Origin of the sequence: Comamonas sp. w2-DMI, from assembly GCF_040187735.1 — a bacterium.
In the GTDB taxonomy this organism is placed as follows: domain Bacteria; phylum Pseudomonadota; class Gammaproteobacteria; order Burkholderiales; family Burkholderiaceae_C; genus Comamonas; species Comamonas terrae.
The window spans coordinates 1-25,034 of sequence record NZ_JBANEL010000018.1 but is presented as its reverse complement, the minus strand read 5'-3'; the positions used below and the strand labels follow the sequence as shown (position 1 = coordinate 25,034).

The window sequence follows — 25,034 nt, the reverse complement described above, 5'->3', positions numbered from 1 at the left end:
GGGAGGGCCCTGCGTCAGTCCTGCGGCCTGAAGCCGATGACGAGGTCGGACGGCACCTTGCCGTCGATGTCCCGCGGCAGCTTGTCGGTCTTTTGCAGGGCGCGCACCACGGCTTCGTCCCAGGCGGCATTGCCGCTGGACTTGCTGATCGTGGCACTGGTGATGGTGCCGTCGGGTGCGGTGCGCACACGCACCTCGGCGCGCGGATTGCCGCTGATGGCGTCCGGATAGACGATGTTGGGCTTGACGCGCGCCGCCACCTTGGCCGCGTAGCCGGCCGACGGACCGCCGCTGGCGCTGCTGCCCGCTCCGCCGCTGCGGCTGCCGCCGGTGCCGCTGGCATCGGAGCCGCCGCTGCCGGCCATGCCCTGCATGCGGCGTATGTTCTCCTGGCGGCGTGCCTCGGCTTCCTTGGCTTCCTTCGCCTCCTTGGCGGCCTGCTCCTTCTTGCGCTTGTCTTCGGCGGCCTTCCTGGCCGCTTCGGCCTTTTCCTTCTCGGCTTTCTCCCTGGCTGCCTTTTCCTTTTCCGCCTTTTCGGCCTTTTCCTTTTCCGCCTTTTCGCGCGCGGCCTTCTCCGCCTTTTCCTTGGCAGCCTTCTCTTTCTTTTCCTGCTCCAGCTTTTCCTGGCGTTCCTTCTCCGCCTTCTCGGCCTTTTGCTTTTCCAGCTTCTCCTGGTGTGCCTTTTCCAGCTTCTCGGCCTTTTCCTTCGCCAGCTTTTCCTGGTGCTGCTTTTCCCGTTCCTTCTCCCGCTGCTCGCGCGCTTCCTGCTCGGCCTTTTCCTTCTTCAGCTGTTCGGCCTTGCGCTTTTTCTCGAGCGCAATCTCGGCCTCGCGGTCATCGTCCTGGACCTTGGGCGCGGGCGGCGTCACCGGGGCCACCACCACAGGGGCGGGGGGCGGCGGCGGGGGCTCGGGCTGCGGCTCGGGGGCCGGCGGCGGAGGCGGGGGCGTTTCCACGGGCGCGGGCGCTGGTGCGGAGCTGCTCCAGACTTCGGCCTCGACCATGGGTTCGTCGGCTTGTCGGGGAGGGCGCACTGTCCACAGCAGGGCGGCGATCAGCAGCCCGTGCGCGGCCAGGGCCAGCGTCCAGGCGCGCGCCCGGCCCCGGGGGCGGGGCGGGGCAAACTGGTCGCGGTCTTGCTGGTGAGGCATGGTGTAGGGTGTCTGCCTTGTCGGTCTTGACTGTCTGGAATGGAGGGCGTGGCCGGTGCGGCGCCTTCAGTGCGAGGAAGTGACCACGCCGAAGGCCACGCGCTTGACGCCGGCATCCTGCAGCACGGAGCGCACCTTCATCACGGCTTCGAAAGTCAGGTTCTTGTCGGCCTGGATCTGCATGGCGCTTTCCTCGGGCTGGCCTTGCTGCCAGGACTGGGCCGCGGCCTTGAGATCCTCGAGGCCGAGCTTTTGTTCCTGGCTGCCGGTGCGCAGGCGGATGTCGCCGTTCTTGTCCAGCAGCACATAGGCGATGTTCTTGCTCGGCGGACGCGAGGACTTGCCGGCCGTGGGCACGTTGATGGAGCCCGGCGTGAGCATGGGGGCCGTCACCATGAAGATGATGAGCAGCACCAGCATCACGTCGATGAAGGGCACCATGTTGATTTCGTTGACGGTGCGGCGGTTGCGCCCGCCGCGTGAGGCCACTGAGGGCATAGCGTCACTCCTTGCCGTTCATGCGGGCGGCGTTCAATGGCCGGATGCGCTGTGGGTGGCGGTGGCGCCCACGTTGCGCTGCAGGATGTTGGAGAACTCCTCGATGAAGGTCTCCTGCTGGCTGGCCAGGCGGTCGATGTTGTGGGCGTAGCGGTTGTAGGCGGTCACGGCGGGAATGGCGGCGAACAGGCCCATGGCCGTGGCCACCAGGGCTTCGGCGATGCCGGGGGCCACGGTGGCCAGCGTGATCTGTTCCATGTTGGCAAATCCCGTGAAGGCGTGCATCACGCCCCAGACGGTGCCGAACAGGCCCACGTAGGGTGAGACCGAGCCCACGGTGCCCAGGAAGGACAGGCCCGATTCGATCTCGTCGAGCTCGCGCTGGAAGCTGGCGCGCATGGCGCGGCGCGTGCCGTCCATGAGCGTGGCCACGTCGGTGATGCGGCGCTCGCGCAGCTTCTGGTATTCGCGCATGCCGCTGGCGAAGATGCGTTCCATGGGGCCGCCCTGCTTGGCATGGTGGGCCGCCGCGGCGTAGAGGTCGTTGAGGCTGGTGCCGGACCAGAAGTCCTGCTCGAAGTTGTCGTTGAGCGTGCGCACGCGCTTCAAGGTCTGGGCCTTGCGGAAGATGGTGGCCCAGCTGGCGATGGATGCGCCCACCAGGATCAGCATCACCAGTTGCACCACCCAGCTGGCCTGCATCACGAGGCTCAGGATGGACATGTCTTGGGAGTTCATGAAAGTTGCTCCAGGATATGGTTTGGAATTCTCGCGGGGCGCATGGCCGTGCCATCCACCCACCCAATGCGGATCAGCCCCTCGCACAGCGGCACGGGGCCTGTCGGTTGATTGTCTGTGTTCACCAGTAAAGCCTGCTGCTGTATTGTGAGCGAAGCGCGGCCGGCGCTTTGCAGGCGGGCGGTAACAATCAGTTGGTCGTCCAGCCGTGCCGGCCGCAGGTACTGCAGCTGTGCAGACGTTACGACAAAGATGCCGCCGGTTTGTTCCCGCAGGCTTTGCTGGGCGATGCCCAGCGAGCGCAGCCATTCGGTGCGCGCGCGCTCGAAGAACTTCAGGTAATTGGCATAGAACACGATGCCGCCCGCATCGGTGTCCTCCCAGTAGACGCGGACGGGGAACGCGAATCCCCCCGCGGCGACCGCGTTGCTTCCCCCCGCCGGCCCCCCCCCCCAGCGGGGCAGTGCCTTCGCTGGGGCCGTCCATGCTGCGAGGCGGCTCCTGCCTGGCTTCACCGGCTTGCGCAGCGTCCGCTTCCGGCGCCAGAGATTCCTGCTTGCTCTGTGTCATCGCTGTGTCTTAGGCAAGAAGCCTCTTCAGGCGTGCAATGGCTTCCTGCAATTGCTCCATGGAGTTGGCCGTGGAAAAGCGCACGAAGTCGGCCGTCTCGAAGGCGCCGAAATCGCGGCCCGGCGTGATGGCCAGGTGGGCACGGTCCATGAGCGCGTAGGCAAAGTCCCAGCTGCCTTGCACACCCAGCCTGTCGGCAGCCGCACGGCAGTCGGCCCAGGCGTAGAAGGCGCCGTCGGGCTTGACGGGCACGGACAGTCCCAGTGCATCGAGCGCGGGAATGAAATAGTCGCGGCGGGCCTTGAACTCGGCGCGCCGGCGTTCGTACTCGGCATTGCTTTCGGGTTCGAAGCAGGCCAGCGCCGCGTATTGCGATACGGTGCTGGCGCAGATGAACAGGTGCTGGGCCAGCATCTCGATGGGCTTGACCAGGGCCTCGGGCACCACCATCCAGCCCAGGCGCCAGCCCGTCATGTTGAAGTACTTGCTGAAGCTGTTGATGGAGATGATGTCCTCGCCCAGCTGCAGCGCCGTATGGCCGAACTGCTCTTCGTAGGACAGGCCCAGGTAGATCTCGTCGATGAGGGTCAGCCCCCCCCTTGGAGCGCACCACTTCATGGATGCGGCGCAGCTCGTCGGGCGCGATCGAGGTGCCCGTGGGGTTGGAGGGCGAGGCCAGCATCACGCCGCGCGTGCGCTCGCTCCAGGCGGCCTGCACCTTGCCGGCGCTGAGCTGGAAGCGCTCGGCCGCGGAAGAGGGAATCAGCACCGGCTTGCCCTCGGCCGCCGAGACGAAATGGCGGTTGCAGGGGTAGCTGGGGTCGGGCATCAGCACCTCGTCGCCCTCGTTGATCAGCGCCAGGCAGGCCAGCTGCAGCGCGGCCGAGGCGCCGGCGGTGACGATGATGCGCCGCGCCGGCACATCCACGCCGAAGCGCTGCGCATACCAGCCGCTGATGCGCTCGCGCAGCTCGGGCAGGCCGGGCGCCTGGGTGTACTGGGTGCGGCCCGCACGGATGGCGCGCTCGGCGGCCTCCTGGACCAGCGGCGGGGCGCCGAAGTCGGGTTCGCCGATGTTCAGGTAGATCATGGGCGTGCCGCTGTCCTTGGACTGGCGCGCGACTTCCTGGGCGCGCTTGGCCATCTCCATGACGTAAAAGGGTTCGATGCGCTGGGCGCGGCGGGAAAGCTGCATGTCGGGCAAACGATCTATCGGGGTGAGAAGGGGCGGCGCTTGAAACCGGCGCGGCCCGGCTCAGAAGTATGGAAAGGGCGAAGGCTTGAAACCGGCGCGGCCCAACCCAAGGACGCCGAGCAAGAGCCGTCTCGCGGTGAAGGCGTCGTCCCCCTCCCTTAGCGCGCAGCGCGTAGAGAGAGGGGGAAGCGGCAAAGCCGCTCAGGGGGTGTGGTTCCGATCTTTTTCCACTTCGGCGCTGCGCAGCTGGGGCGCCAGGCCGTTGAGCACGGCGTTCACGTACTTGTGGCCGTCCGTGCCGCCGAATTCCTTGGCCAGCTCGATACATTCGTTGAGCACCACGCGCCAGGGCACGTCGGGGCAGTGCTGGAACTCGTAGACGCCGATCCACATGCAGGCATGCTCGATGGGCGAGATCTCGGCCAGCGTGCGGTCCAGCTGGGGCGCGATCAGCGTGTCCAGCTGCTCCTCGGTTTCCACGCAGCCGCGCAGCAGCGCATCGTAGTGCACCGCGTCGGCCTTGTGGAAACCCGCCAGGTCGCGCGTGAAGCGGTCGATATCGAGCACGTCGTTGCGGCTCACGATGTGCTGGTACAGGCCCTGCAGCGCGAATTCGCGCGCACGGCTGCGGTTGGACTTGGAGCCCGCCTTGCGCGCGCCGGTGCTGGTCAGTCCGGTGCGGCTTTGGCGAGGGGGCCGGCGCGATGCCGGGCTGCTGGGTTGGTCGTCACTCATGGTCGTCGCTGTCATCAGCGTAGTTGTCGTAGGCGTTGAGCAGGTTGGCCATCTCCACGGCCACGCGGGCCGCGTCGCGGCCCTTGTCGACCTGGCGGGCAATGGCCTGCTCGGTGTTTTCGGTGGTGATGATCGCGTTGGCGATCGGCAGGTGGTAGTCCAGGGCCAGGCGCGTCACGCCCGCGCCCGATTCGTTGGCCACCAGCTCGAAGTGGTATGTCTCCCCGCGGATGATGCAGCCCAGCGCCACGAGGGCGTCGTACGCATCGGTCTCGGCCAGCGCCTGCAGGGCCACGGGCACTTCCAGGGCGCCGGGCACGGTGACGTGGTCGATGTTCTCGGTCTTCACACCCAGGGCCAGCAGCTCGTCGCGGCAGGCGTTGAACAGGGTGTTGGTGATGCTTTCGTTGAAGCGTGCCTGGACGATGCCGATCTTCAGATCGGCGCCATCGAGGTTCTGGCCTTGGCCTTTTTCTGCATTCAGCATGCGGGGTCCTTTTATTGCTTGGTGATGTAGCCGCTGATTTCCAGGCCGTAGCCCGCCATGCTGGGCAGACGGCGCGGCTGGCCCATGAGCTGCATCCTGGAGACGCCGAGGTCGCGCAGGATCTGCGCGCCCACGCCGTAGGTGCGCAGATCCATGCGGCCGCGCTCGGGCGCCTGGGCCGAGCGGGCGCTGCCGTCGAACTGGGCCAGCAGCTGCTCGCCCGATTCGCCGCAGTTGAGCAGCACGGCCACGCCCTGGCCCTTGTCGGCGATGTACTGCAGGCTTTCATCCAGGCACCAGGAGTGCTGGCTGCGGCCCACTTCGAGCGCGTCCAGCACGGACAGGGGCTCGTGCACGCGCACGGGCACCGGCGTGCCGGCATCCCACTGCCCTTTGGTCAGCGCCAGGTGCACGGAACCGCTGGGCACGTCGCGGAAGGCATGGGCGATGAACTCGCCATGGGCGGTCTGCAGGGGGCGGGTGCCCACCTTGCGCAGCAGCGATTCGGTGCGGCTGCGGTATTCGATGAGGTCGGCAATGGTGCCGATCTTGATGCCGTGCTCGGCGCAGAACAGCTGCAGGTCCGGCAGGCGGGCCATGGTGCCGTCGTCCTTCATGATCTCGCAGATCACGGCCGAGGGCGTGCAGCCGGCCAGGGCCGCCAGGTCGCAGCCGGCTTCGGTGTGGCCGGCGCGCATGAGCACGCCGCCGTCCACGGCCTGCAGCGGGAAGATGTGGCCGGGCTGCACCAGGTCCGTGGGCTGGCTGTTCCTGTCGACGGCCACCTGCACGGTGCGTGCGCGGTCGGCGGCCGAGATGCCGGTGGTCACGCCTTCGGCCGCTTCGATGGAGACGGTGAAGGCCGTGCTGTACACCGTGCCGTTGCGTGCGGCCATGGGCGGCAGCTTGAGGAATTCGCAGCGCTCGCGCGTGAGCGTCAGGCAGATCAGGCCACGGCCGAAGCGGGCCATGAAGTTGATGGCCTCGGGCGTGACGTGGTCGGATGCCAGAACCAGATCGCCTTCGTTTTCGCGGTCTTCCTCGTCGACGAGAACGACCATGCGGCCGGCACGGATCTCGGCCACGATGTCTTCCACCGGCGAAATCGGCACGGGGGTGAGGGAGCTGTTCATGAAAGTGCCTTCTTGGACTTGCTGCATGCGGTGCCCGGCTGTCAGCAGCTGGCGCCGCGCACGCACCAGTGTCCGGGAATGCGGAGCGGGGCTCCGGCAGGACTTTCAAAGAACGTGTGAGGCGCCAGGGCCGCTTTCCAGCCAGGCAGGGCCTTGCGGAAAGCGCTCATTCTATGCCAGCCGAGGTCGGCACCCTGGCGCTTTGGCGCTATACCAATTGGCAATATTCCAGTTATCCGCGCTACCGGTGCAGCCGTTGCACAGCCACAGCCGTACAAAAACCTGCGCTGCGAAAACATGTGGACAAGCCCAGATACGCCGAGCAAGAGCCGCCTCGCGGCGGGGCCCTGGCCGAGGTCGGCGCCCCGTTGCACGTCGCTCCTAGGGGAAGGCGCGCAGCGCCTCAGGAGGGATCTCTGAGCACCACGTCGCTGTCGGGATAGGCGCAGCAGGGCAGCACATAGCCGTCGGCCTTTTCCTCGGCGCTCAGCCCCGGCCATTCGATTTTGTAGTGCACCCGGCCCGCGACCAGCTGGCCCAGGCAGGTGCGGCAGGTGCCGTTGCGGCAGGAGCTGGGCCATTTCACGCCGCCGCCTTCCAGGGAGTCGAGCAGGGACTGGTCGGCCCAGGCGTCCACCTGCTGTTCGCTGGGCGTGCATCGGGCGATGAAAAAGGGCGGGGCAAAGGGCGAGAGATCGGAAGAGTCGCTGGACATGGCGCGGAAAACGCGAACGGCGCAAAAGCGCGAAAGACGGTGGGACAGGCTGCGGCTGCGCGAAGCCAATCCGCCTTTTTACCGTGTTTTGCACCATGTCTGCCCCTGCCAGGGAGGTATAGGGCTGCCTCATTTTTGGGCGGCCGCTGCAATCCCATTGTGAATCAATGACTTGCATCATCTTTGCGAGGATTTTTAGGGCTTGTCCACATGCTTGTCCTGCATTTATGGGGGTAATTCGGGGCCATGGCCTTGCGGGTGAGGCTGTGGCGACCGGCCGGAGGGCCGTGCCTGGAATTTCAGCAACAGTCGATGGAGCTAATGAAATCAAGGACTTGGCGTGGTTATCCAGCGTGCAGGTGTATTTGTTCACACCATTGTTCAGGCCAATGCGGGATAAGTCGGAAGGGCGACGCAATGATTTGCCCAAATTTTGTGCATTTTGATTTTTCATTGAAAAATCAACGGCTTGCTGGATTGTTGCAAAGGCTATTCAGGCTTTTCCACAGCCTTGTTGCGCCCCATTGGGGAAAAGCCCGAAGTGGTCGCCGGGTTGAGGCATGCTATTGAAAAAGAAGCTAATGACGCAGTCTCATCAACTATCCTGATATTGATGGGTTTTGAAATTTATGCATGGCCTGCGCCATATGCTTCTTAATTAATAGCAAAAACGGTGATGCCTACTGGATAACCCGAGCCGTGGTGTCCGAAGTCGCATCGGTAACGCTGCAGTGCAGCAAGCTGCCGCTACATTGCTGCCAAGCCCTGGCAGAAAGGGCGTTGATGCAAGGAGCAAGAAATATGGCAGTGGATTTTCAAGGCCGTGTGGCCATCGTGACCGGTGCAGGCGGCGGCCTGGGGCGCCTGCATGCGCTGGCCCTGGCGCGGCGCGGCGCCAAGGTGGTGGTCAACGACCTGGGCGGCGCGGTCGATGGCTCGGGCGGCTCGGCCACCGCGGCGCAGAAGGTGGTGGACGAGATTCGCGCGGCAGGCGGCGAGGCCATTGCGAATGCAGCCTCGGTCACGGACTTCGAGGCCGTGCAGGCCATGGTGCAGCAGGCCATCGATGCCTGGGGCCGCGTGGACATCCTGGTCAACAACGCAGGCATCCTGCGCGACAAGAGCTTTGCCAAGATGGACCTGGCCGACTTCCGCCTGGTGGTGGACGTACACCTGATGGGCGCCGCCAACTGCTGCAAGGCCGTGTGGCCGCACATGCAGGCGCAGAACTACGGCCGCATCGTGATGACGACCTCGTCCACGGGCCTGTACGGCAACTTCGGCCAGGCCAACTACGGCGCGGCCAAGCTGGCCCAGGTGGGGCTGATGCAGACCCTGGCCATCGAGGGCGCCAAGCACGACATCCGCGTCAACGCGCTGGCGCCCACTGCGGCCACGCGCATGACCGAGGGCCTGCTGCCCGAGCCCGTGCTGGAAGCGCTCAGGCCCGAAGCCGTGGTGCCCGCCATGCTGGTGCTGGCCCATGAGGGCGCGCCCACGCGCACCATTTTGTGCGCCGGCGCGGGCGGTTTCGAGGCCGCGCACATCACGCTGACGCAGGGCCTGTACCTGGGCATCGGCGGCGACGTGCCCGAGGCACTGGCTGAGCGCCTGGCCGAAGTCACGGCCAGCGAAGGCCAGCAGGTGCCGGGCAGCGGCTCGGTACAGGGCCAGGTGGAAGTGGGCAAGGCCATGGCTGCGCACGGCCATTGAGCCTCCGCGGCCTGCCGCCGCCGCTTCAAAGCCCTGGCAAGGATTCCAGTCCCGCCAGGGCTTTGTTGCATCCGGGCGGCCGGTGCACGCAGGCTCCATGCGGCTTTGGTGAAACAGTAACAACCTGAACATCGCCAGCAGGCGGCGGTTTCCGGCGCATGATGCGCACCCGCCAAGGCCCATGCATGCCGATGCCCGTCCAGGGGCGCAGCGTGCCCGGGCCTTGCCTTGTCCCTCCGATTTCCGTCCCCGGCCAGTCCCATGGCCTCTGGTTCCCGGCCATGCATAGGGCATGGCCGTTTTTCTGCATGAAACGTCTTTCCGCTCTCGCGCTGCTCTCCCTTGCCGTCCTGTCGGGCTGCAACCCGTCCGCCAACCCGCCCCAGGCCGGGGCCCCGCTGCCTCAGGCAGCTGCCAAGGAACCCACCATTTATTTCCGCAACGGTTTCGAAATCAAGGTGGGCGGCGAAGCCGTGGCCGTGCGCGGCCTGGAGGAATGCCCGTTCGGCCTGGCCGTGCCGGCCGGCGCGGTCTCCAGCGTGGACCAGGGCAAGTGCATCAAGCTGGCCGACGAGACCCAGACCATCACCGTGGTGCTGGACCTGCCGGAAGGCGAGACGCAGGAGGAGTGGAAGGTCTCGCGCGACGCGCCGAGCACCTCGCGCGAGGCCGCATTCCGCCATGTGTCGCTCTACCGCCCCGACGGCGAGCGCATCACCATCACCGAAAACGCCGAGAAGCTGCTGGACAAATGCTATGTGTACCAGGCGGCCCATGTCTGCTACCAGTGATTGCCCCGGGGCTTGGGGCGGTCGCTAGCACCAATGCAAAAATCCCTGCACCGAAAGCCTTTTGCGGCCGAAAAGTGGGCAGTGGCTCAGGCGCCAGCGCCTGCCAAATCTGACATTTTGCTTGCGCTGTCTTGAGTCTGGCGCATTGCGGCAGGCCGAAATGCGAGGTTAAACGGCCGGCCTCCATCGCGGCCCGCCTCATTTCTCTATCATTCGCCGTCTGGGCGCGGTCTGGCAGACAGGGTTTGTCATCAGCGTCTTCACCCACAAACGGTAAACAAGAATGAAGACATCGCAGACCGCCGTGACCATGCCGAGCACCGACAGGCTGCTGGGCATCCGTCGTGGCATTGAGAAAGAGGGATTGCGGGTGCTGCCCACGGGCTCGCTGGCCCTGACTCCCCACCCTGAAGTGCTGGGGTCGGCGCTGACCCATCCGCACATCACCACGGATTACAGCGAGTCGCAGCTGGAGCTCATCACGGGCGCACGGCTGGGCGTGCAGGAGTGCCTGGACGAGCTGACCGAGGTCCATCAGTTCGTGCTGCGCAATCTCAGCGAAAGCGGCGAGCTGATGTGGAACGCGAGCATGCCCTGCCGCCTGCCCATCGACGAGACGATTCCGCTGGGCCGCTACGGCTCCTCGCACTCGGGCCGCTCCAAGAGCGTGTACCGCATGGGCCTGGGCCACCGCTACGGCCGGCGCATGCAGACGATCTCGGGCATCCACTACAACTGGTCGCTGCCCGGCGTGAGCAGCGACGAATACTTTGCGCTGATCCGCAATTTCCGCCGCCATGCCTTTGTGCTGCTGTACCTGTACGGCGCATCGCCGGCGCTGTGCCCCTGCTTCGTCGAAGGCCGCGAGCACCGCCTGCAGCCGCTGGGCGACGGCAAGGATGCGCTGTACCTGCCTTATGCCACCTCGCTGCGCATGGGGCGCCTGGGCTACCAGAGCGATGCCCAGGCCAGCATCAACGTGAGCTACAACGGGCTGGACGGCTATGCCGATTCGCTGCACGACGCGCTGGTGCGCCCCTATCCGCCCTATGAGCAGCTGGGCGTGCGCAACCCCGGCGGCGACTACAACCAGCTGGGCACCGGGCTGCTGCAGATCGAGAACGAGTTCTACGGCACCATCCGCCCCAAGCGCACCGTGAAAAGTGGCGAACGCCCGCTGCACGCACTGCGCGAGCGCGGCGTGGAGTATGTGGAAGTGCGGCTCATGGACATCGATCCGTTCGAGACCGTGGGCATTGCGCCGGCCACCATGCGCATGCTCGACGTCTTCCTGCTGCACTGCCTCTACAGCGACAGCCCGCCCGACACGCCCCAGGAGATCTGCGATCTCAAGCGCAACCAGCACCTGACGGCCGAGCAGGGCCGCGAGCCCGGCCTGATGCTGACGCGCAATGGCCGGCAGGTGCTGCTGACCGAATGGGCTCTGGAAGTGCTGCAGCAGTGCCGCCCCTATGCCCAGGCGCTGGATGCGGCCCATGCCTGCAGCGACTACAGCGCGGCGCTGGAGCAGGCGCTGGCGCGTGTCGAAGGCCGCGCAACCACGCCTTCTGCCCATCTGCTGCAGGAGCTGACCGGCCGCTACGGCAACCGCTACATCGACTTCATGACCGCGCAATCCGCCCAGGCCCGCGATGCATTGTTGGCCCTGCCCTGGACGGCGCAGCAGCAGCAGCGCTACGAGCAGCTGACGGCCGAATCCGTGGCCGAGCAGGCGCGCATCGAGGCGGCCGATACGCTGTCCTTCGAGGAATGGCGGCTCCGCTACATGGACCCCGAGAGCCTGCGCTGACGTCGGCTTCTGTGGAGCAAGGCGCCTGCAGCTTGCCGCAGGCGCTTTTTTTCATCCAGCTTTGCCAGCAGTCGGAAGGTTTTGTCATGTAGATGACATTTAAGTTGCATATCGTTACATCAGCCGCCGTGGGCGGCCGGCCGGGAATGGTCCGCGGCCGGCGCAGGTCCGGCGGCGCAGGTTGGTGCAACGTGTCCCTATTCCGATTCCAGAATCTTTCCGTCGCCCGCAAGATGTGGGTGCTTTTTCTTGGCCTGCTGCTGAGCTGCGTGCTGGTGGCCGGCGGTCTGCTCGCGCATCTGCAGAGCGTGGAGCAGCAGGTCAGCGCGACGGTGCAGGCCACCGACAAGCGCATCAACCTGGCGCTGCGCTGGCAGGCGCTGACGCTGCAGAGCGTGGAGGCGGCACTGGCCAGCGTGCTTTCTTCCGAGGAGCATCTGATCACCCAGCTGTCGCAAAAGGCCAGGACGTTGATGGCCCGGGCCCAGGACCTGCAGCAGCAGGTGCAGGCAGGCGCCCAGAGCCAGGCCGACCAGCAGGGACTGGCCGGCGTGGAAAAGGAACGGAAGACCGTTCTGGCCATCTACGAGCAGGCCTACCAGGCCCGCGATCTGGGCAAGGCCTGGGAAGCGCAGAAGCTGGTGGACGAGCAACTGGTGCCGGCCGCGCAGCGCTATGTGAAAGCCCAGGATGCCTTCATCGCCCTGCAGCAGGGCCAGCGCCAGGAGGCCGAGCAGCAGGGCCGCGGGCGCAGCGCCTGGGCCAAGACCGTGGCCGTGGCCGTGGGCCTGTGCATGGGCCTGGCCGGCGCGCTGCTGTCCCTGGCCACGATCCGCTCCATCACGGCGCCGCTGGGCCAGGCCGTGCAGCTGGCACAGACGATTGCGGCCGGCGACCTGTCCTATGCGCAAAGCAGCGGGCGCAAGGATGAGCTGGGCGAACTCATGCGCGCCCTGGCCCAGATGACCGAGCGCCTGCGGGCCCTGGTGGGCGAAGTGCAGGGCGGCGTGGTGGCGGTGGCCGCGGCCTCCAGCCAGATGGCGCAGGACAACACCGATCTGTCGCAGCGCACGGCCCAGGCGGCCGAGCAGCTCAAGGCCACGGTCGGCAGCATCGAGAGCATGGTGACGCTGGTCACCCACTCGGCGGAAAGCGCCCACCATGCCGACCGCAGCGCGCGCAGCGCGGCCGCGGCGGCCGAAAGCGGGGGCGCCGTGGTGCAGGAAGTGGTGCGCAACATGCAGCACATGGCGCAAAGCAGCCAGCAGGTGGCGGCCATCGTGGGCGTGATCGACGGCATTGCGTTCCAGACCAATATCCTGGCGCTCAACGCCGCGGTGGAGGCCGCGCGCGCCGGCCCGCAGGGGCGGGGCTTTGCCGTGGTGGCTTCCGAAGTGCGCGAACTGGCCCAGCGCTCCGCTTCCGCGGCCAAGCAGATCCGCGCGCTGATCGAAAGCTCGGGCCAGCAGATGCGCTCGGGCACGGCCCTGGCGCAGCAGGCCGGCCAGCGCATGGAGCATATCGTGCAGGACGTGCACAAGGTCAGCAGCCTGATCGCCTCGATCACCGAGGCGGCGCAGGCACAGAACCAGGGCATTGCACAGATCAGCCAGGCCGTGCAGATGCTGGACGACATGACGACGCAGAATGCAGGCCTTGTGGCGGAATCGAGTGCCGCCGCGCACGAGCTCTTCAGCCAGGCCCAGCGCCTGGAAAGCGGCGCGGCACGATTCAGGCTCGCGGCGCAGGAGCAGGAGCATGGTTCGGGCGCTGCGCACCGCCGGCTGGCTTTGCCTGCCTGAGGCTCAACCGCCCGTGGATGTCAATCCCGCCGGGCCCCTGACAGCTGGGCTTCGGCATCCTCGCACCAGAACTGCAGCGCGCCGTAGAAGCCTTCCCACACGCAGCCGTTGCAGCCGCGTCCGCAGCAGGTCGTGGGTTCGGGCGGCGGCTGGCGCAGGCGTGCGCCAGCGGCCTCGGCGCGTCGCGTCCACAGTGCGATCCGTGCCCGTGCCTGCTCCAGCGGGGCCTGCAGTTCGGCCATTCTTCAGTCTTTCCTTTTTTTGCTCAGCAGGAACTGGGCGATGAAGGCCAGGCCCAGCACCAGCGCAAACCAGCCCACCAGATAGGATTGGGCGAACAGCTGGCCGATGCCGCTGTCGGGCTTGATGAGGGGGGCGACGAGAATGATCAGCCCGATCAGCGCAATCGTCATGCCCTTGATCAGGATTTCGTTGCGGGACTTGCGCGAAGCGCCGGATTTTTGGGGGGCGGAGGGCAGGGGCATAAGTGAGCGCGCCGGTCAGAAAAGCAGGAGCCGATTATCCTCGGGATGCTCCGCACGGATCGCCGCGCCGTGTGCATCTGCGCCCCGGGCGGCCTGCCGCGTTGCAAATGCTCGCAATAGCTGCAGCGATTGCTGCGCCTTGCATTCCATCCCGGTCTGCAGTGTCCATTTGCCGCTCGACCCGCGCGAAGCATTCATTGCCCGTCTGATTCCCTATCCATAAAAGAAAGATAACCCACCATGGCCATCCAGTGGTTCCCCGGTCACATGCATCTGACGCGCCAGGCCATCATGGAGCGCGTCAAGGAAATCGATGTGGTCATCGAGGTGCTGGACGCGCGTCTGCCGGGCTCCAGCGCCAATCCCTTGCTGCAGGAGATGACCGGCCACAAGCCGCGGCTGAAGATTCTCAACAAGCAGGATCTGGCCGATGCCGCGCAGACCAGGGCCTGGCTGGACTGGTACAACGCCCAGAGCGAAACCCGCGCCATCGCGCTCGATGCCTCCGAACCCGCGCCCACCAAGCGTCTCATCGAGCAGTGCAAGCTGCTGGCGCCGTCGCGCGGCGGCATGGCCAAGCCCATGCGCGTGCTGATCTGCGGCGTGCCCAACGTGGGCAAGTCCACGCTGATCAATTCCATGAGCGGCAAGAGCCAGGCCAAGACCGGCAACGAGGCCGGCGTGACCAAGCTCGAACAGCGCATCGTGCTGGCCGACGACTTCTACCTGTGGGACACGCCCGGCATGCTGTGGCCGCGCATCATCGTGGAAAAAAGCGGCTTCAACCTGGCGGCCAGCGGTGCAGTGGGTCGCAACGCCTACGACGAGGAGCTGGTGGCGCTGGAGCTGCTGCTGTACCTGCAAAAGCACTATGCGGCCATGCTGGAGCAGCGCTACAAGCTGGGCCTGGGAGATGCGGAAATTGCGGCGCTGCACGACGACGAGCTGCTGGCCCTGATCGGCAAGAAGCGCGGTGCCGTGATGAGCGGCGGGCGCGTGAACCTGCAAAAGGCGGCCGAGCTGGTGCTCACCGATTTCCGCGATGCGACGATAGGCCGCATCACGCTGGAAACGCCGGCCGAATTCGAGGCCTGGCTGGCCGAAGGCCGGCTCAAGGATGCCGAGCGCCAGGCCAAGAAGGACGCGCGCGCGGCCCAGCGCAAGCGCCCGAGCCGGCCGCCCAGGACCGAAGAAGGCGCCGTTGCCCGGGCTGGGCAGACCAGGGCCGCCGGCAGGCCCAAGGCGGCAGCCAAGGCTCCGAAGAAACCGCGCTGAAGTCCGCTGCCGGTGCCGCAAGGCCTGCCATGAAAAAGCCCGCACATGATGCGGGCTTTTTTGGGGGCGGGGATGCCGGATGGCGACCGGCTTCAGTCCTGAGCGGGCTGCTCGAACCAACGGCGCGCCAGCAGGTCCCAGAACTTCGCGCCGCGACCCAGGTTGTCGTCGTTGAAGTCGTAGGCCGGGTTGTGCAGGCTCACGCCGGCCTTGCCGCCGGGGCCGTTGCCGATCCAGCCGTAGGCGCCGGGCACGGCTTCGAGCATGAAGCCGAAGTCCTCGGCCGTCATGGCCGGCAGCACATCGTCGAAGGTGTTGTCGTCGCCGACCGCTTCGCGCATCACCGAGGCCATGAAGCGCGCCTCCCTGGCGTGGTTGGTGGTGTTGGGATAAGCGCCGGGGCGCAACGTGAATTCGGCCGTGCACTGGTGGGCGGCGGCCACATGGTGGCTGATGCGCTTCATGCCTTCGATGAACATTTCGCGCGTTTCCTTCTTCAGGGTGCGCACCGTGCCGGCAATGATGGCGTCATCGGGAATGATGTTTTCCACCGTGCCACCGGTGATCTGGCCCACGGTGAGCACGGCCGAGTCCAGCGGATCGGTATTGCGCGAGACCAGGGTCTGCAACTGGGTCACGATGGCGCAGGCCACGGGAATCGGGTCCAGCGTGGTGTGGGGCATGGCTGCGTGACCGCCCTTGCCGCTGACCTTGATCTGGAAGCGCAGCGTGGAGGCCATGATGGGGCCCACGCGCACGGCCATCTGGCCCGCGGGGAGCGAAGGCCAGTTGTGCAGCGCAAACACCGCTTCGCAGGGGAATTTCTCGAACAGGCCGTCGTCCATCATGGCCTTGGCGCCGGCGCCGCCTTCCTCGCCGGGCTGGAAGATCAGGTGCACCGAACCGTCGAAGTCCGGCTGCTGCGCCAGCAGGGTGGCCGCGCCCAGCAGCATGGTGGTGTGGCCGTCGTGGCCGCAGGCATGCATGCAGCCCTGGTTACGGCTGGCGTAGTCGAAGCTGTTGATCTCGGTGACGGGCAGGGCATCCATGTCGGCGCGGATCCCGATGCAGCGGCCGGGATTGTCCTTGCTGCGGCCCTTGCCGTGGATGGTGGCCACGAGGCCGGTCTGGCCCAGGCCGCGGTGCACGGTCAGGCCCAGGGCGGTCAGGTAGGCGGCGACCTTGTCGCCGGTGCGGTGCTCTTCATAGCGCAACTCGGGGTTGGCATGCAGGTCGCGCCGGAATTTGAGCAGCTGACCGAGGTGAGGTGTGATATCGGGTGTAGATCGCATACAGGGGCCGCGGAGCACCCAGCGCGCTGTGACTGTCTTGGCAAGCGGGCCTGCCGGTGAACCGCAGCATTTCAATAGCAAGACCTCCATCATAGGCGTATGCGTGCTGTGGGGCTTTAGGTAGATACCGAAGTGCAGGGCTTTCGGCTGCGGCATGCCATGGCGCGGGCCGACCCATGCGCAACCGGCGACAATGCAGGCCATCATGACCCCACAAAACTCCAAGCTTCCCCTGTTCCAGCAACTGCTGGTGCGCCCCGAGCGCAGCGACCCCCGGCCGCTGATCCTGTTCCACGGCCGCCGCTGCCCCGACGGCTTCGGCGCTGCGCTGGCGGCCTGGCTGTTCTATGAGGGCCAGGCCGAATTCCGCGGCCTGGACCATGGCGAGATCCAGAGCGCCGACGACCTGGGCGACCTGGCGGGCCGTGCCGTCTATGTGCTCGATTTCGCGTTCGAGCCCGAGCTGCTGGCGCAGGTCGAGGCGCGCGTGTCCAAGCTGGTGGTGCTGGACCACCACAAGAGCGCGGCCGAAAAGCTGCAGGGCTACCAGTGCCGCTGCGGCGTGGTGCATTTCGACATGAACAAGTCGGGTGCGCGCCTGGCCTGGGAGTTCTTCCACCCCGACAAGCCGGTGCCGGGCCTGATCCGCTACATCGAGGACCGCGACATCTGGAAGTGGGAATTCAAGGAAAGCGCGCCCTTCCTGGCCGCGCTGGACATGGAGCCGCGCAGCTTCGAGCGCTGGGCCGAGATCGCGGCCTTCACGCCCGAGCAGGAGCAGGCCTTCATGGCGCGCGGCGGCGCGATGGACGAAAAATTCCAGAAGCTGTGCGCCGACATTGCCGACGGCGCGCAAGTGCTGGTCTTCAACGGCTTTCAGGGCCTGATGGTCAACTGCCCCGGCATGTTCCACAGCCAGGTGGGCGACCTGCTGTCGCGCCAGAGCGGCAGCTTCGCCTTCATGTGGCATGCCAACCGCAAGGGCGTGAAGGTGGGCCTGCGCTCGCGCTCGGAGTTCAACTGCATCCCGCTGGCCGAAAGCTTTGGCGGCGGTGGCCATGCCCAGGCCTGCGGCTTCAAGATGGGCAACGAGCGCCTGGCCGAGCTGCTTGCGGGCGAGCTCAAGGCCGATCCGGCCGCCGACTATCCGTTCGTGGCCGCGCCCAGCCTGCAGTTCGACGAAGAGGGCGACTGGGTGCGTGCAACGCCCAAGTCGATGTGATCCAGGATTGCAATGAAAAAGTGAGCTGACAACGTTTTCTGTATAAGAGATACAGCCATTTTTTGATGAGAAAGGCGCCTTCGAGGCGCCTTTTCTCTTTGCCTCACTGCGGCCAGGACAGAGGCATGGCTGTGCCGCAAGGCTGCCATTGCGGCAGTTGCAGCAGCTGCTGCCAGTCTTGCACTTCGGGTACCTGGGGCAAGGCACTCCAGTCGGCTTCGAAGCGCATGCGTTCGCCCGTGGCCGGATGGGGAATTTCCAACGCCTTGGCATGCAGCCACAGGCGCTGCTGCCCCAGCCGCTCGGCCCACCAGCGGTTGAGGGGCCCCTTGCCATGCGTGGCGTCGCCGATGATGGGATGGGCCACATGCTTGAGGTGGCGGCGTATCTGGTGGCGCCGGCCCGTGGTCGGCAGCGCCTGCACCAGGCTCAGGCGGGTTTGCGGGTGGCGGGGGTCATAGCTTTCGGGCCAGGACAGGCGCGCCAGGCAGTGCAAGGTGGTGTGAGCCTCCTGCACCACGGCGTCCTGCGGCGCATCGTCGGGCTTGAGGGGGTGGTCCACCTCCAGGGTGTCGGGCAGCCAGCCGCGCACCACGGCCAGATATTCCTTGCGCGTGGCATGCCCGGCAAAGCTCTTTGCCAGCGCCTGCGCCGCCTGCCGGTGCAGGCCCATCACCAGCACGCCGCAGGTACCCTTGTCCAGCCGGTGCACGGGCCAGACATGGCGGCCCAGCTGGTCGCGCAGCGCCTGCATGACAAAGCGGGTCTCCTGTGCGTCCAGTCCGGTGCGGTGCACCAGCCAGCCCGCAGGCTTGTAGACCGCCACCATGTGTTCGTCCTGCCACAGCACGGTCAGCGGCGCGGTTTCGGAGGCGGGGTCAGCAGGCGGAGAGGAGGAAATGGACATGGGCCAGGCGGTGATCGTGCGAGGTTGCCGATGGTAGCCGTCAAGCCAAGGGAGGGTGTGTCGCTGGACTTTGCCGCTGCCACGGGCGCGGGCGCGGTGCCTGTCAGACAATGCCAGGCTGCGGTGCTTTCTTCGACCGTTGCCGCATATCGTTTTCCGCGCGCAAGGCGTTTGCTATGGAGATAGGAGCAAACGGACCCTTGTACGTGCGCATTCGCTTTCTTTTTTCTGTTATTCCCGTGTCCCTTGTCTTCAAAGGCGTGGCGGTATCCGTGCTCGCATCGGTATTGTTCGGCGCCATCTACTACCTGTCTCCGTTGCTGGTGCCCCTCGACGGCGAGCAGATCTTTGGCTGGCGCGTGCTGATGACGCTGCCGTTCACCACGCTGCTGCTGCTCGCGCGCAGGGAATTGCCGGCGGTCGGGGCATTGCTGGCGAGGGCGCGCCGGATGCCGGCCTTCGGTGCCTGCCTGCTGCTCAGCGCCGCGCTGCTGGGGGTGCAGCTGTGGCTGTTCATGTGGGCGCCGCTGCATGGCCGGGCGCTGCCGGTGTCGCTGGGCTATTTCCTGCTGCCGCTGGTCATGGTGCTGGTCGGGCGGTGGCTGTTCGGCGAGCGGCTGACCCGCGGCCAGGCACTGGCGGCCACGCTGGCCGGCATCGGGGTGGCCTGGGAGCTGTGGCGTGCGGGCGGCATGTCCTGGGAAACCTGGCTGGTGGCGCTGGGCTACACCGCCTATTTCTCGCTGCGCCGTCGCATGCATACCGACACGCTGGCCGGCCACTGGGTGGACATGGTGCTGCTGGTGCCGGTTGCCATTGCCTTCACCTTGCGTGCGCCGTCCAGCTGGGGCCTGGTGGCGGAGCATGCTTCCCTGTGGGCGTTGTTGCCGCTGCTGGGCATTCTGAGCGCCGTGGCCTTGGCCTTCTACATGATTGCCAGCCGCTGGCTGCCCATGGGGCTGTTCGGCCTGCTGTCCTATGTGGAGCCGGTGCTGCTGGTGGCCGTGGCTTGGCTGCTGGGCGAGAGCCTGCCGCGCGAGCAGTGGCCGGCCCATGCGCTGATCTTCGCGGCCGTGGCCATGCTGGTGCTCGATGGCGCCTTGCATTTGTGGGGTGCACGTTCCAAGAGAACTCACTGAAGCACATGCAGGCCGGCCGCGCAGGCGGCTGCGGCGGGCCAATAATCGGACTCCGGTTTTTTACAACGAAAAGGTAGACATACGCATGGAATCGCAGACATCCCCCATCCGCATCGGCATCATCGGCTACGGCAACCTGGGCCGTGGCGTGGAGGCCGCCATGGCCAGGAATCCTGACATGGTGCTCACGGGGATCTATACGCGCCGCGACCCTTCGCAGCTCAAGCCTTCCCATGCGGGTACGCCCGTCCATGCCATGGACAGCCTGCTGGCGCACAAGGGCCAGCTCGACGTGCTGATCCTGTGCGGCGGCTCCAAGGACGATCTGCCGCGCCAGGCGCCCGAGCTGGCCGCGCACTTCAACCTGGTGGACAGCTTCGACACCCATGCCCGCATTCCCGAGCATTTCGCCAATGTGGACAGGGCCGCGCAGGCCGGCCAGACCACGGCGCTGATTTCGGCCGGCTGGGACCCCGGCATGTTTTCCATCAACCGCGTGATGGGCGAGGCCCTGCTGCCCGACGGCGCCACCTATACCTTCTGGGGCAAGGGCCTGAGCCAGGGCCATTCGGACGCGATCCGACGTGTGCCCGGCGTGGCCGGCGGCGTGCAGTACACCGTTCCCGTCGAGGCGGCCGTGGACAAGGTGCGCTCGGGCGTGCGCCCCGAACTGTCCACGCGTGAGAAGCACACGCGCGAATGCTTTGTGGTGCTTGCCGAGGGCGCCGATGCCGAGGCCGTGCGCCAGACCATCGTCGGGATGCCGCATTATTTCGACCAGTACGACACCACGGTGCACTTCATCAGTGCCGAGGAGCTGGCGCGCGAGCATGGCGCCATGCCCCACGGCGGTTTCGTGATTCGCAGCGGCAATACTTCCGACGCCTGCAAGCAGGTCGTCGAATACCGTCTTCAGCTCGACAGCAACCCCGAGTTCACGTCCAGCGTGCTGGTGGCCTATGCACGCGCCGTGCACCGCCTGCGCCAGATGGGGCAGACCGGCTGCAAGACGGTGTTCGATGTGGCGCCGGGCCTGCTTTCGCCCAAGAGCGCCGCTGCACTGCGTGAAGAGCTGCTGTAAGCATTCGCTTTCGGCTCGGCCATGAAAAAGCCCGTCGGCAATGTCGACGGGCTTTTTGCATAAAAACTGTCCCGGAACCAATATCCTCAGGCGCTGGGTGCTATAGATATTGGTTTTACGCCAGAGGGAGGGCTTCGTCGCCAAAGCCCAGCCGCAATGCATGCTCGCGCACATCCTGCGGCCAGTCGGCCAGCAGCGCCTGGAAGCGGTCCGCATCATGGGTGAACAGCGCGCGCGTGGCTTCCTCGAATCCCGGCAGATCCCCGGCAATGGCCTGCATGAAGTGGTAGGCGCGCTCATGCGCGCGGCGCAGCCTGTCCTGCCTTTCGCTGGCGCGCCGGGCATCCTCGACCAGCTTGCGCAGGGCCACGGAGGCTCCGCCGGGCTGCGCGGCAAGCCACTCCCAGTGGCGTGGCAGCAGCGTGACTTCACGGGCCACGACGCCAAGCCTGGGTCGCCCGCGGCCCCTGGGCATGTCCGCGGCAGCTCCGGTTTCGGGCTGAGGGGCATCGGGCGTGGCCTGGAGCGCTTGCTGTTGCGCGAGCCGTGCAGTCACCTCTTCCTCGCTGCCGCGCATGTCCACGTCGATGGCCTGTCCCGTGGCGTCGTCGAAGATCCAGACAGAGCCCGCGTTGGCGCGGGCATGCGCCTGCTTCGCAGCCAGCACATTGGCGAGCAGCGGACCGCTGGCAATGCGCCGATGGCCGTCAAAGCTGGTATAGGTGGAAAGGTTGGCTTGGTTCATGGTCAATATTTTACCCGGACATAAATTTGCGCGCAATATAACCCGGGTAAAAATTTGTAGAGGATGATGCGCAAACCGGCCGCATGCGTGAAAAGGACGCAAAAAAGCCCATGGGCGCGCCAACGGGCTGGAAGTGGATGAAGCTGGGGAAGCGGATCAGGCGTTGCTGTTGGCACCGCTGACCGCGGCGGCGTCCTCCAGCCGGTCCACATCGCGCAGCGGCTTGAACCAAGCCATCCAGCCGCCGACCACGCCCAGCGTGCACAGGCTGCCTACGATGGCGGCCGGCACGGCCCCCATCCAGGAGGCGCTGGTGCCCGCGCGGAACTCGCCGAGCTCGTTGGACGAGCCGATGAACAGCATGTTGACGGCATTCACGCGGCCGCGCATGGAGTCCGGGGTGGAGAACTGCACCAGGGCCGAGCGTATGTACACGCTCACCATGTCGGCCGCGCCCGCGACCGCCAGCGCCAGCATGGACAGCGCAAACCAGTGCGATAGCGCAAAGACCAGATTGGCCAGCCCGAACACGGCCACGGCGCCGAACATCACCTTGCCCACGCGGCGGTTGAAGGGCCGGGCCGACAGCCACAGGCCCATGCCGACTTCCCCCATGGCCATGGACGAGCGCAGCAGGCCTAGTCCCTCGGGGCCGACCTTGAGCACCTCGTGCGCATACACGGGCAGCAACGCGACCACGCCGCCCAGCAGCACGGCAAACAGATCCAGCGAGATGGTCCCCAGGATGATCGGGCGTGTGCGGATGAAATGCACGCCCTCCGAAAAGCGCTGCCACATGGACCCCACGGCCGGTGCGATCGCATCGGCATAGCGCACGGGCACGCCTGCCAGCAGCACCGCCGATGCAGCCAGGGCCAGGCCGCTGACCGCATAAGTGAGCACTCCGCCGCCCCAGGCATAGAGCAGGCCGCCCAGCACGGGCGCCGCGATGGAGGCCGTGCGCATCAGCATGCTGTTGGTAGCCAGTGCCTTGGCAAGCTGCTCGCGCGCCACGATCTGCGGCAACAGGCTTTGCAGGGCCGGGCCGCTGAAGGCCCGGCTGCAGCCGAACAGCACCAGCACGGCATAGATCCAGTGCACGTTGTGGGCCCCGCTGCGCGTCAGCACCAGCAGCAGGGCGGAGCAGACGGCCGCCACGCTCCAGCTGAAAGTGAGCAGGCGCTTGCGGCTCATGCGGTCGCTCAGGTCGCCTGCGGGGATGAGCAGACCCATCATGGGAATGAACTGGGCCAGGCCCACATAGGCCAGGGCAAGCGGCTCGCGCGTGATGTCGTATACCTGCCAGGCCACGACCACGGCCTGCATCTGCTGGGCGAACATGGCCAGCATGCGGGCCAATACGAAGGAGATGAAGGCGCTGTCGCGCAGCGGTGCGGCAGCGCTTGCCGAAGAGGCTCCGCTGGAAGAGGATGGGGCTGAAGATGGCAAGGTGAAATCCGTGGTCGCTGGCGCCGCCAGCCGGCATGCGAAAGGCCTGCGGCAGCAGATCGCTGTGAACCGGCACCTGCCGGCGAGGGCTGCAGCGGTCGGCGGCAGGCAGGCCGCCAAGTATCGTTGATTGGTGAACTTTCTGCACAGGGGCTGCTTCCGCGCATGCGTCGCTGCGATGGCGCAGCAGGTGAAAGAAGGTGCGCAAGGCCGGTATCGGCATGGCCTTTTTCCCCTTTTTTGCGGGCATCGCAGCGCAGGTGCGGGAGGTTGCGCGCGCGCCTTGAGCCGCCGCAAACCGCTGCCGACGATGGCATGCGGCGCGCTCCCACAAAAGCCTGTCCGGGACAGGGCCAACATGCAAGACAGAGATTGAAAAAGGCTCTACAGCCCCTTGTCGAGATGGTGTTGTGCGGTGTTTTGAAGGAGTCTCCATCATGTTGATGTCCATCCAGTACGCGGGCACCCTGCTGGGTCGCAAAGCCGAGATCTTTTTCCCGGACAGCCGGGCACAGGTGCAGTACACCCCGAGCGGACAGATGCGTTGGAGCGTGGTCGATTCGCAGGGCCATGTGTCCGAGGGCTGCGAGCAGCTCAGCTATCTGCAGCTGAGCGACAGCCTGCACTTTCTCAACTGGATAGAAAAGAACGGCTTCACCGTGAGCCAGGTCATCGACTCGGCCAGCGGCACCGTCCAGGCTTTCTGGTCCTATGCCGATGCCCATTCCGAAACCGGCCACCGTTCCTCCATGTTTGTCGAAGGGCGCTTCCGGCTGTGCTGAGCGCCGCCACAGTGCCTGCGCGCTGAATGCGGCGGGTAGCCGATTTCTGTTTGTGTCTCCTCCTCTGAAGGTACTGTTGCAGGTACCGTTTTTTTTTTGCAGCCGCCTCCAAGGAATGCCGCCTGCAGGCGTGAAACATTTTGGTGCTGCCCGACGCTGCCGGATGGCTGCCTGTTTTTTCATCAACCAAGACGGAGCCAGCAACGATGCGGCCTTGCGGGGTTGTTCCGCGACTTTTCCACAGGCGGGCCCACAGTCCCTGGGAATAACCCGGCCGTTCCATGGGAGAGGGCCCTTGAAGCCCGTGGCGAGCCAGCATGCAGTGTCAACTAGTTGTCATAACTGGGTTTTTACAGAGGTTCGCCGGGTGGGGCTGTCCGCTGGGCCGCTGGCGACCGGCCAGGGCAGGGCGTGAAACATTCTGCTGGAATGAAAAAAGCCAGCGTCTGCAGGCAATGCAGACACTGGCTCTGGCAGGCGAGGCGTCGAGGCTTTACTTCTTACCTTTTTCGATGGCGCTTTCCACCACCATGTCCAGCACGTAGGCGTAGCTGGAGGCATCGGCCGGAACGTTCTGCAGCTTGTAGCGGTTGATGCGCAGCACGTTGCCCACTCCGGGCTCATGCTTGTAGCCTTCGATCTCGCTGTAGAAGTTCTCCCACTGGCCGGTGAAGGTCTTCACGCCATTGTCGCCATAGCGGATCTCGCGCACCTTCAGGCACTGGTAGTCCTTGATCACGCCGTGGCTGCAGGCCACGCGCTGGGGCGCGACTTCCAGGAAGATGCGTTCGGGCGCGCTGCCGTACTTGGTGTCGGAGGTGGGCGTGCCGTCCAGCTGCCACTTGGTGCCGTCGATGAATTGCAGCGTCAGGCGCGGAGCTTCCTGGCCCACGCCGAGCTGCACCGCCCATTGCTTGGCCTGGGGCAGGATGCGCGAGACCTTCTGTTCCAGCTGCATGAGCTGGTTGTCGTTGCAGGCGCGCAGGGTGCTCATGGCGCGCTGCATGTTGATGCGCTGGCCTTCGATGGAATAACCGGAGGACATCACATTGCACAGGTTCTTGACGACGACGCGCTGCTCGACAAAGTCCAGCTCCAGCGGAGCCTTGCCCGAACCCGGCGTCAGGAACCAGGTCTGGTCTTCGCCGCCGGCGGGCGTGAAGGCCTGCTGCAGCTTCCAGTGGTAGGCCGTCAGTGTTTTCGCATCACCTGCGGGGCCGCTAGGCTGAATCGACATTCAGAGCGATGCGCATGGGAGATGAGACGATACAGGCAGGAGGAAACCAGCCTAAATGTCTCGTCCCAGCCGCTACGAACTG

General features: G+C 65.9%; 25 protein-coding genes and 2 pseudogenes. 10 read left to right on the top strand and 17 right to left on the bottom strand.

What is annotated here, in order from left to right; all coding sequences use genetic code 11:
• Positions 1–14 precede the first annotated feature (14 nt).
• The 9 genes and pseudogenes from tolA to V8Z74_RS17790 form a co-directional block, all read right to left on the bottom strand.
• On the bottom strand, positions 15–1,151 hold the full coding sequence (gene tolA / locus V8Z74_RS17830) for a cell envelope integrity protein TolA (protein ID WP_349710437.1): 1,137 nt from the start codon (positions 1,149–1,151) through the stop codon (positions 15–17).
• A 66-nt stretch (positions 1,152–1,217) separates the two neighbouring features.
• Positions 1,218–1,649 carry an ExbD/TolR family protein gene (locus tag V8Z74_RS17825; RefSeq protein ID WP_066472028.1) on the bottom strand — a complete coding sequence of 144 codons (432 nt, stop codon included), beginning with the start codon at positions 1,647–1,649 and terminating at the stop codon, positions 1,218–1,220.
• A 33-nt stretch (positions 1,650–1,682) separates the two neighbouring features.
• Positions 1,683–2,387 (bottom strand): protein TolQ, encoded by a 705-nt coding sequence (gene tolQ / locus V8Z74_RS17820; protein WP_066472025.1) that lies wholly within the window; start codon positions 2,385–2,387, stop codon positions 1,683–1,685.
• Entirely contained in the window at positions 2,384–2,851 is a 468-nt protein-coding gene (ybgC, locus tag V8Z74_RS17815) for a tol-pal system-associated acyl-CoA thioesterase (protein WP_349710522.1), read from the bottom strand. The genes tolQ and ybgC overlap by 4 nt, the downstream gene beginning before the upstream one ends.
• Positions 2,852–2,966: 115 nt before the next feature.
• A pseudogene (locus tag V8Z74_RS17810) lies at positions 2,967–4,152 on the bottom strand (pyridoxal phosphate-dependent aminotransferase).
• Between the two features lie 201 nt (positions 4,153–4,353).
• The gene (nusB, locus tag V8Z74_RS17805; protein ID WP_066472044.1) at positions 4,354–4,887 is read right to left on the bottom strand and encodes a transcription antitermination factor NusB; all 534 of its coding nucleotides are present in this window, start codon (positions 4,885–4,887) and stop codon (positions 4,354–4,356) included.
• Positions 4,880–5,374, bottom strand: a complete 495-nt coding sequence (ribH, locus tag V8Z74_RS17800; protein WP_066472024.1) for a 6,7-dimethyl-8-ribityllumazine synthase — start codon at positions 5,372–5,374, stop codon at positions 4,880–4,882. The genes nusB and ribH overlap by 8 nt, the downstream gene beginning before the upstream one ends.
• An 11-nt stretch (positions 5,375–5,385) precedes the next feature.
• Positions 5,386–6,507: a bifunctional 3,4-dihydroxy-2-butanone-4-phosphate synthase/GTP cyclohydrolase II gene (gene ribBA / locus V8Z74_RS17795; RefSeq protein ID WP_066472032.1), complete on the bottom strand. Its 1,122-nt coding sequence runs from the start codon at positions 6,505–6,507 to the stop codon at positions 5,386–5,388.
• A 403-nt stretch (positions 6,508–6,910) separates the two neighbouring features.
• The gene (locus V8Z74_RS17790; RefSeq protein ID WP_349710521.1) at positions 6,911–7,222 is read right to left on the bottom strand and encodes a 2Fe-2S iron-sulfur cluster-binding protein; all 312 of its coding nucleotides are present in this window, start codon (positions 7,220–7,222) and stop codon (positions 6,911–6,913) included.
• Between the two features lie 801 nt (positions 7,223–8,023).
• Here V8Z74_RS17790 and V8Z74_RS17785 point away from each other — a divergent pair.
• The 4 genes from V8Z74_RS17785 (at position 8,024) to V8Z74_RS17770 (ending at position 13,338) form a co-directional block, all read left to right on the top strand.
• A complete protein-coding gene (locus V8Z74_RS17785; RefSeq protein ID WP_349710435.1) occupies positions 8,024–8,935 on the top strand; it encodes an SDR family NAD(P)-dependent oxidoreductase in 912 nt (303 codons plus the stop codon).
• A gap of 308 nt (positions 8,936–9,243) precedes the next feature.
• Entirely contained in the window at positions 9,244–9,726 is a 483-nt protein-coding gene (locus tag V8Z74_RS17780) for a hypothetical protein (protein ID WP_066471641.1), read from the top strand.
• 283 nt (positions 9,727–10,009) lie between these two features.
• On the top strand, positions 10,010–11,536 hold the full coding sequence (gene gshA, locus V8Z74_RS17775; protein ID WP_066471633.1) for a glutamate--cysteine ligase: 1,527 nt from the start codon (positions 10,010–10,012) through the stop codon (positions 11,534–11,536).
• A gap of 191 nt (positions 11,537–11,727) precedes the next feature.
• Positions 11,728–13,338 carry a methyl-accepting chemotaxis protein gene (locus V8Z74_RS17770; protein ID WP_349710433.1) on the top strand — a complete coding sequence of 537 codons (1,611 nt, stop codon included), beginning with the start codon at positions 11,728–11,730 and terminating at the stop codon, positions 13,336–13,338.
• Positions 13,339–13,358: 20 nt separating this feature from the next.
• On the opposite strand, the gene V8Z74_RS17765 is transcribed toward V8Z74_RS17770, so the two are convergent.
• Genes V8Z74_RS17765 through V8Z74_RS17755 form a run of 3 tightly spaced genes read right to left on the bottom strand, consistent with a single transcriptional unit; the run spans position 13,359 to position 14,021 of the window.
• The gene (locus tag V8Z74_RS17765; protein WP_349710432.1) at positions 13,359–13,580 is read right to left on the bottom strand and encodes an oxidoreductase-like domain-containing protein; all 222 of its coding nucleotides are present in this window, start codon (positions 13,578–13,580) and stop codon (positions 13,359–13,361) included.
• Positions 13,581–13,583: 3 nt separating this feature from the next.
• Entirely contained in the window at positions 13,584–13,823 is a 240-nt protein-coding gene (locus V8Z74_RS17760; RefSeq protein ID WP_066471617.1) for a hypothetical protein, read from the bottom strand.
• Between the two features lie 15 nt (positions 13,824–13,838).
• Entirely contained in the window at positions 13,839–14,021 is a 183-nt protein-coding gene (locus V8Z74_RS17755; RefSeq protein WP_349710430.1) for a hypothetical protein, read from the bottom strand.
• A 42-nt stretch (positions 14,022–14,063) separates the two neighbouring features.
• On the opposite strand from V8Z74_RS17755, the pseudogene ylqF reads away from it, so the two are divergent.
• Positions 14,064–14,999 (top strand): annotated as a pseudogene (gene ylqF / locus V8Z74_RS17750) (ribosome biogenesis GTPase YlqF); the annotation flags it as partial.
• Positions 15,000–15,190: 191 nt separating this feature from the next.
• Here the strand turns inward: ylqF and V8Z74_RS17745 are convergent.
• Positions 15,191–16,390: a M20 aminoacylase family protein gene (locus V8Z74_RS17745; protein WP_349710428.1), complete on the bottom strand. Its 1,200-nt coding sequence runs from the start codon at positions 16,388–16,390 to the stop codon at positions 15,191–15,193.
• Between the two features lie 205 nt (positions 16,391–16,595).
• On the opposite strand from V8Z74_RS17745, the gene V8Z74_RS17740 reads away from it, so the two are divergent.
• On the top strand, positions 16,596–17,612 hold the full coding sequence (locus tag V8Z74_RS17740; RefSeq protein ID WP_349710427.1) for a DHH family phosphoesterase: 1,017 nt from the start codon (positions 16,596–16,598) through the stop codon (positions 17,610–17,612).
• Positions 17,613–17,715: 103 nt separating this feature from the next.
• Here V8Z74_RS17740 and V8Z74_RS17735 read toward each other — a convergent pair whose 3' ends face one another.
• Positions 17,716–18,519 carry a pseudouridine synthase gene (locus V8Z74_RS17735; protein WP_349710425.1) on the bottom strand — a complete coding sequence of 268 codons (804 nt, stop codon included), beginning with the start codon at positions 18,517–18,519 and terminating at the stop codon, positions 17,716–17,718.
• 239 nt (positions 18,520–18,758) lie between these two features.
• Between V8Z74_RS17735 and rarD the strand changes: the two genes are divergently transcribed.
• Both rarD and V8Z74_RS17725 read left to right on the top strand, forming a co-directional pair.
• Positions 18,759–19,658, top strand: a complete 900-nt coding sequence (gene rarD / locus V8Z74_RS17730; RefSeq protein ID WP_349710423.1) for an EamA family transporter RarD — start codon at positions 18,759–18,761, stop codon at positions 19,656–19,658.
• Between the two features lie 85 nt (positions 19,659–19,743).
• On the top strand, positions 19,744–20,739 hold the full coding sequence (locus V8Z74_RS17725; RefSeq protein ID WP_349710421.1) for a diaminopimelate dehydrogenase: 996 nt from the start codon (positions 19,744–19,746) through the stop codon (positions 20,737–20,739).
• A gap of 115 nt (positions 20,740–20,854) precedes the next feature.
• On the opposite strand, the gene V8Z74_RS17720 is transcribed toward V8Z74_RS17725, so the two are convergent.
• Complete coding sequence (locus tag V8Z74_RS17720; RefSeq protein ID WP_349710419.1) at positions 20,855–21,484, bottom strand: DUF2239 family protein; 630 nt, start codon at positions 21,482–21,484, stop codon at positions 20,855–20,857.
• Between the two features lie 156 nt (positions 21,485–21,640).
• Positions 21,641–22,933 (bottom strand): MFS transporter, encoded by a 1,293-nt coding sequence (locus V8Z74_RS17715; protein WP_349710417.1) that lies wholly within the window; start codon positions 22,931–22,933, stop codon positions 21,641–21,643.
• Here V8Z74_RS17715 and V8Z74_RS17710 point away from each other — a divergent pair.
• Together V8Z74_RS17710 and V8Z74_RS17705 are read left to right on the top strand one after the other, a co-directional pair.
• Positions 22,824–23,063, top strand: a complete 240-nt coding sequence (locus tag V8Z74_RS17710; RefSeq protein ID WP_349710526.1) for a hypothetical protein — start codon at positions 22,824–22,826, stop codon at positions 23,061–23,063. The two genes, V8Z74_RS17715 and V8Z74_RS17710, sit on opposite strands and share 110 nt — an antisense overlap.
• A gap of 307 nt (positions 23,064–23,370) precedes the next feature.
• Positions 23,371–23,715, top strand: a complete 345-nt coding sequence (locus V8Z74_RS17705; RefSeq protein ID WP_349710415.1) for a MoaF-related domain-containing protein — start codon at positions 23,371–23,373, stop codon at positions 23,713–23,715.
• Between the two features lie 493 nt (positions 23,716–24,208).
• Here the strand turns inward: V8Z74_RS17705 and V8Z74_RS17700 are convergent, their stop codons facing one another.
• Positions 24,209–24,952 carry an META and DUF4377 domain-containing protein gene (locus V8Z74_RS17700; protein ID WP_349710413.1) on the bottom strand — a complete coding sequence of 248 codons (744 nt, stop codon included), beginning with the start codon at positions 24,950–24,952 and terminating at the stop codon, positions 24,209–24,211.
• Between the last annotated feature and the right edge of the window lie 82 nt (positions 24,953–25,034).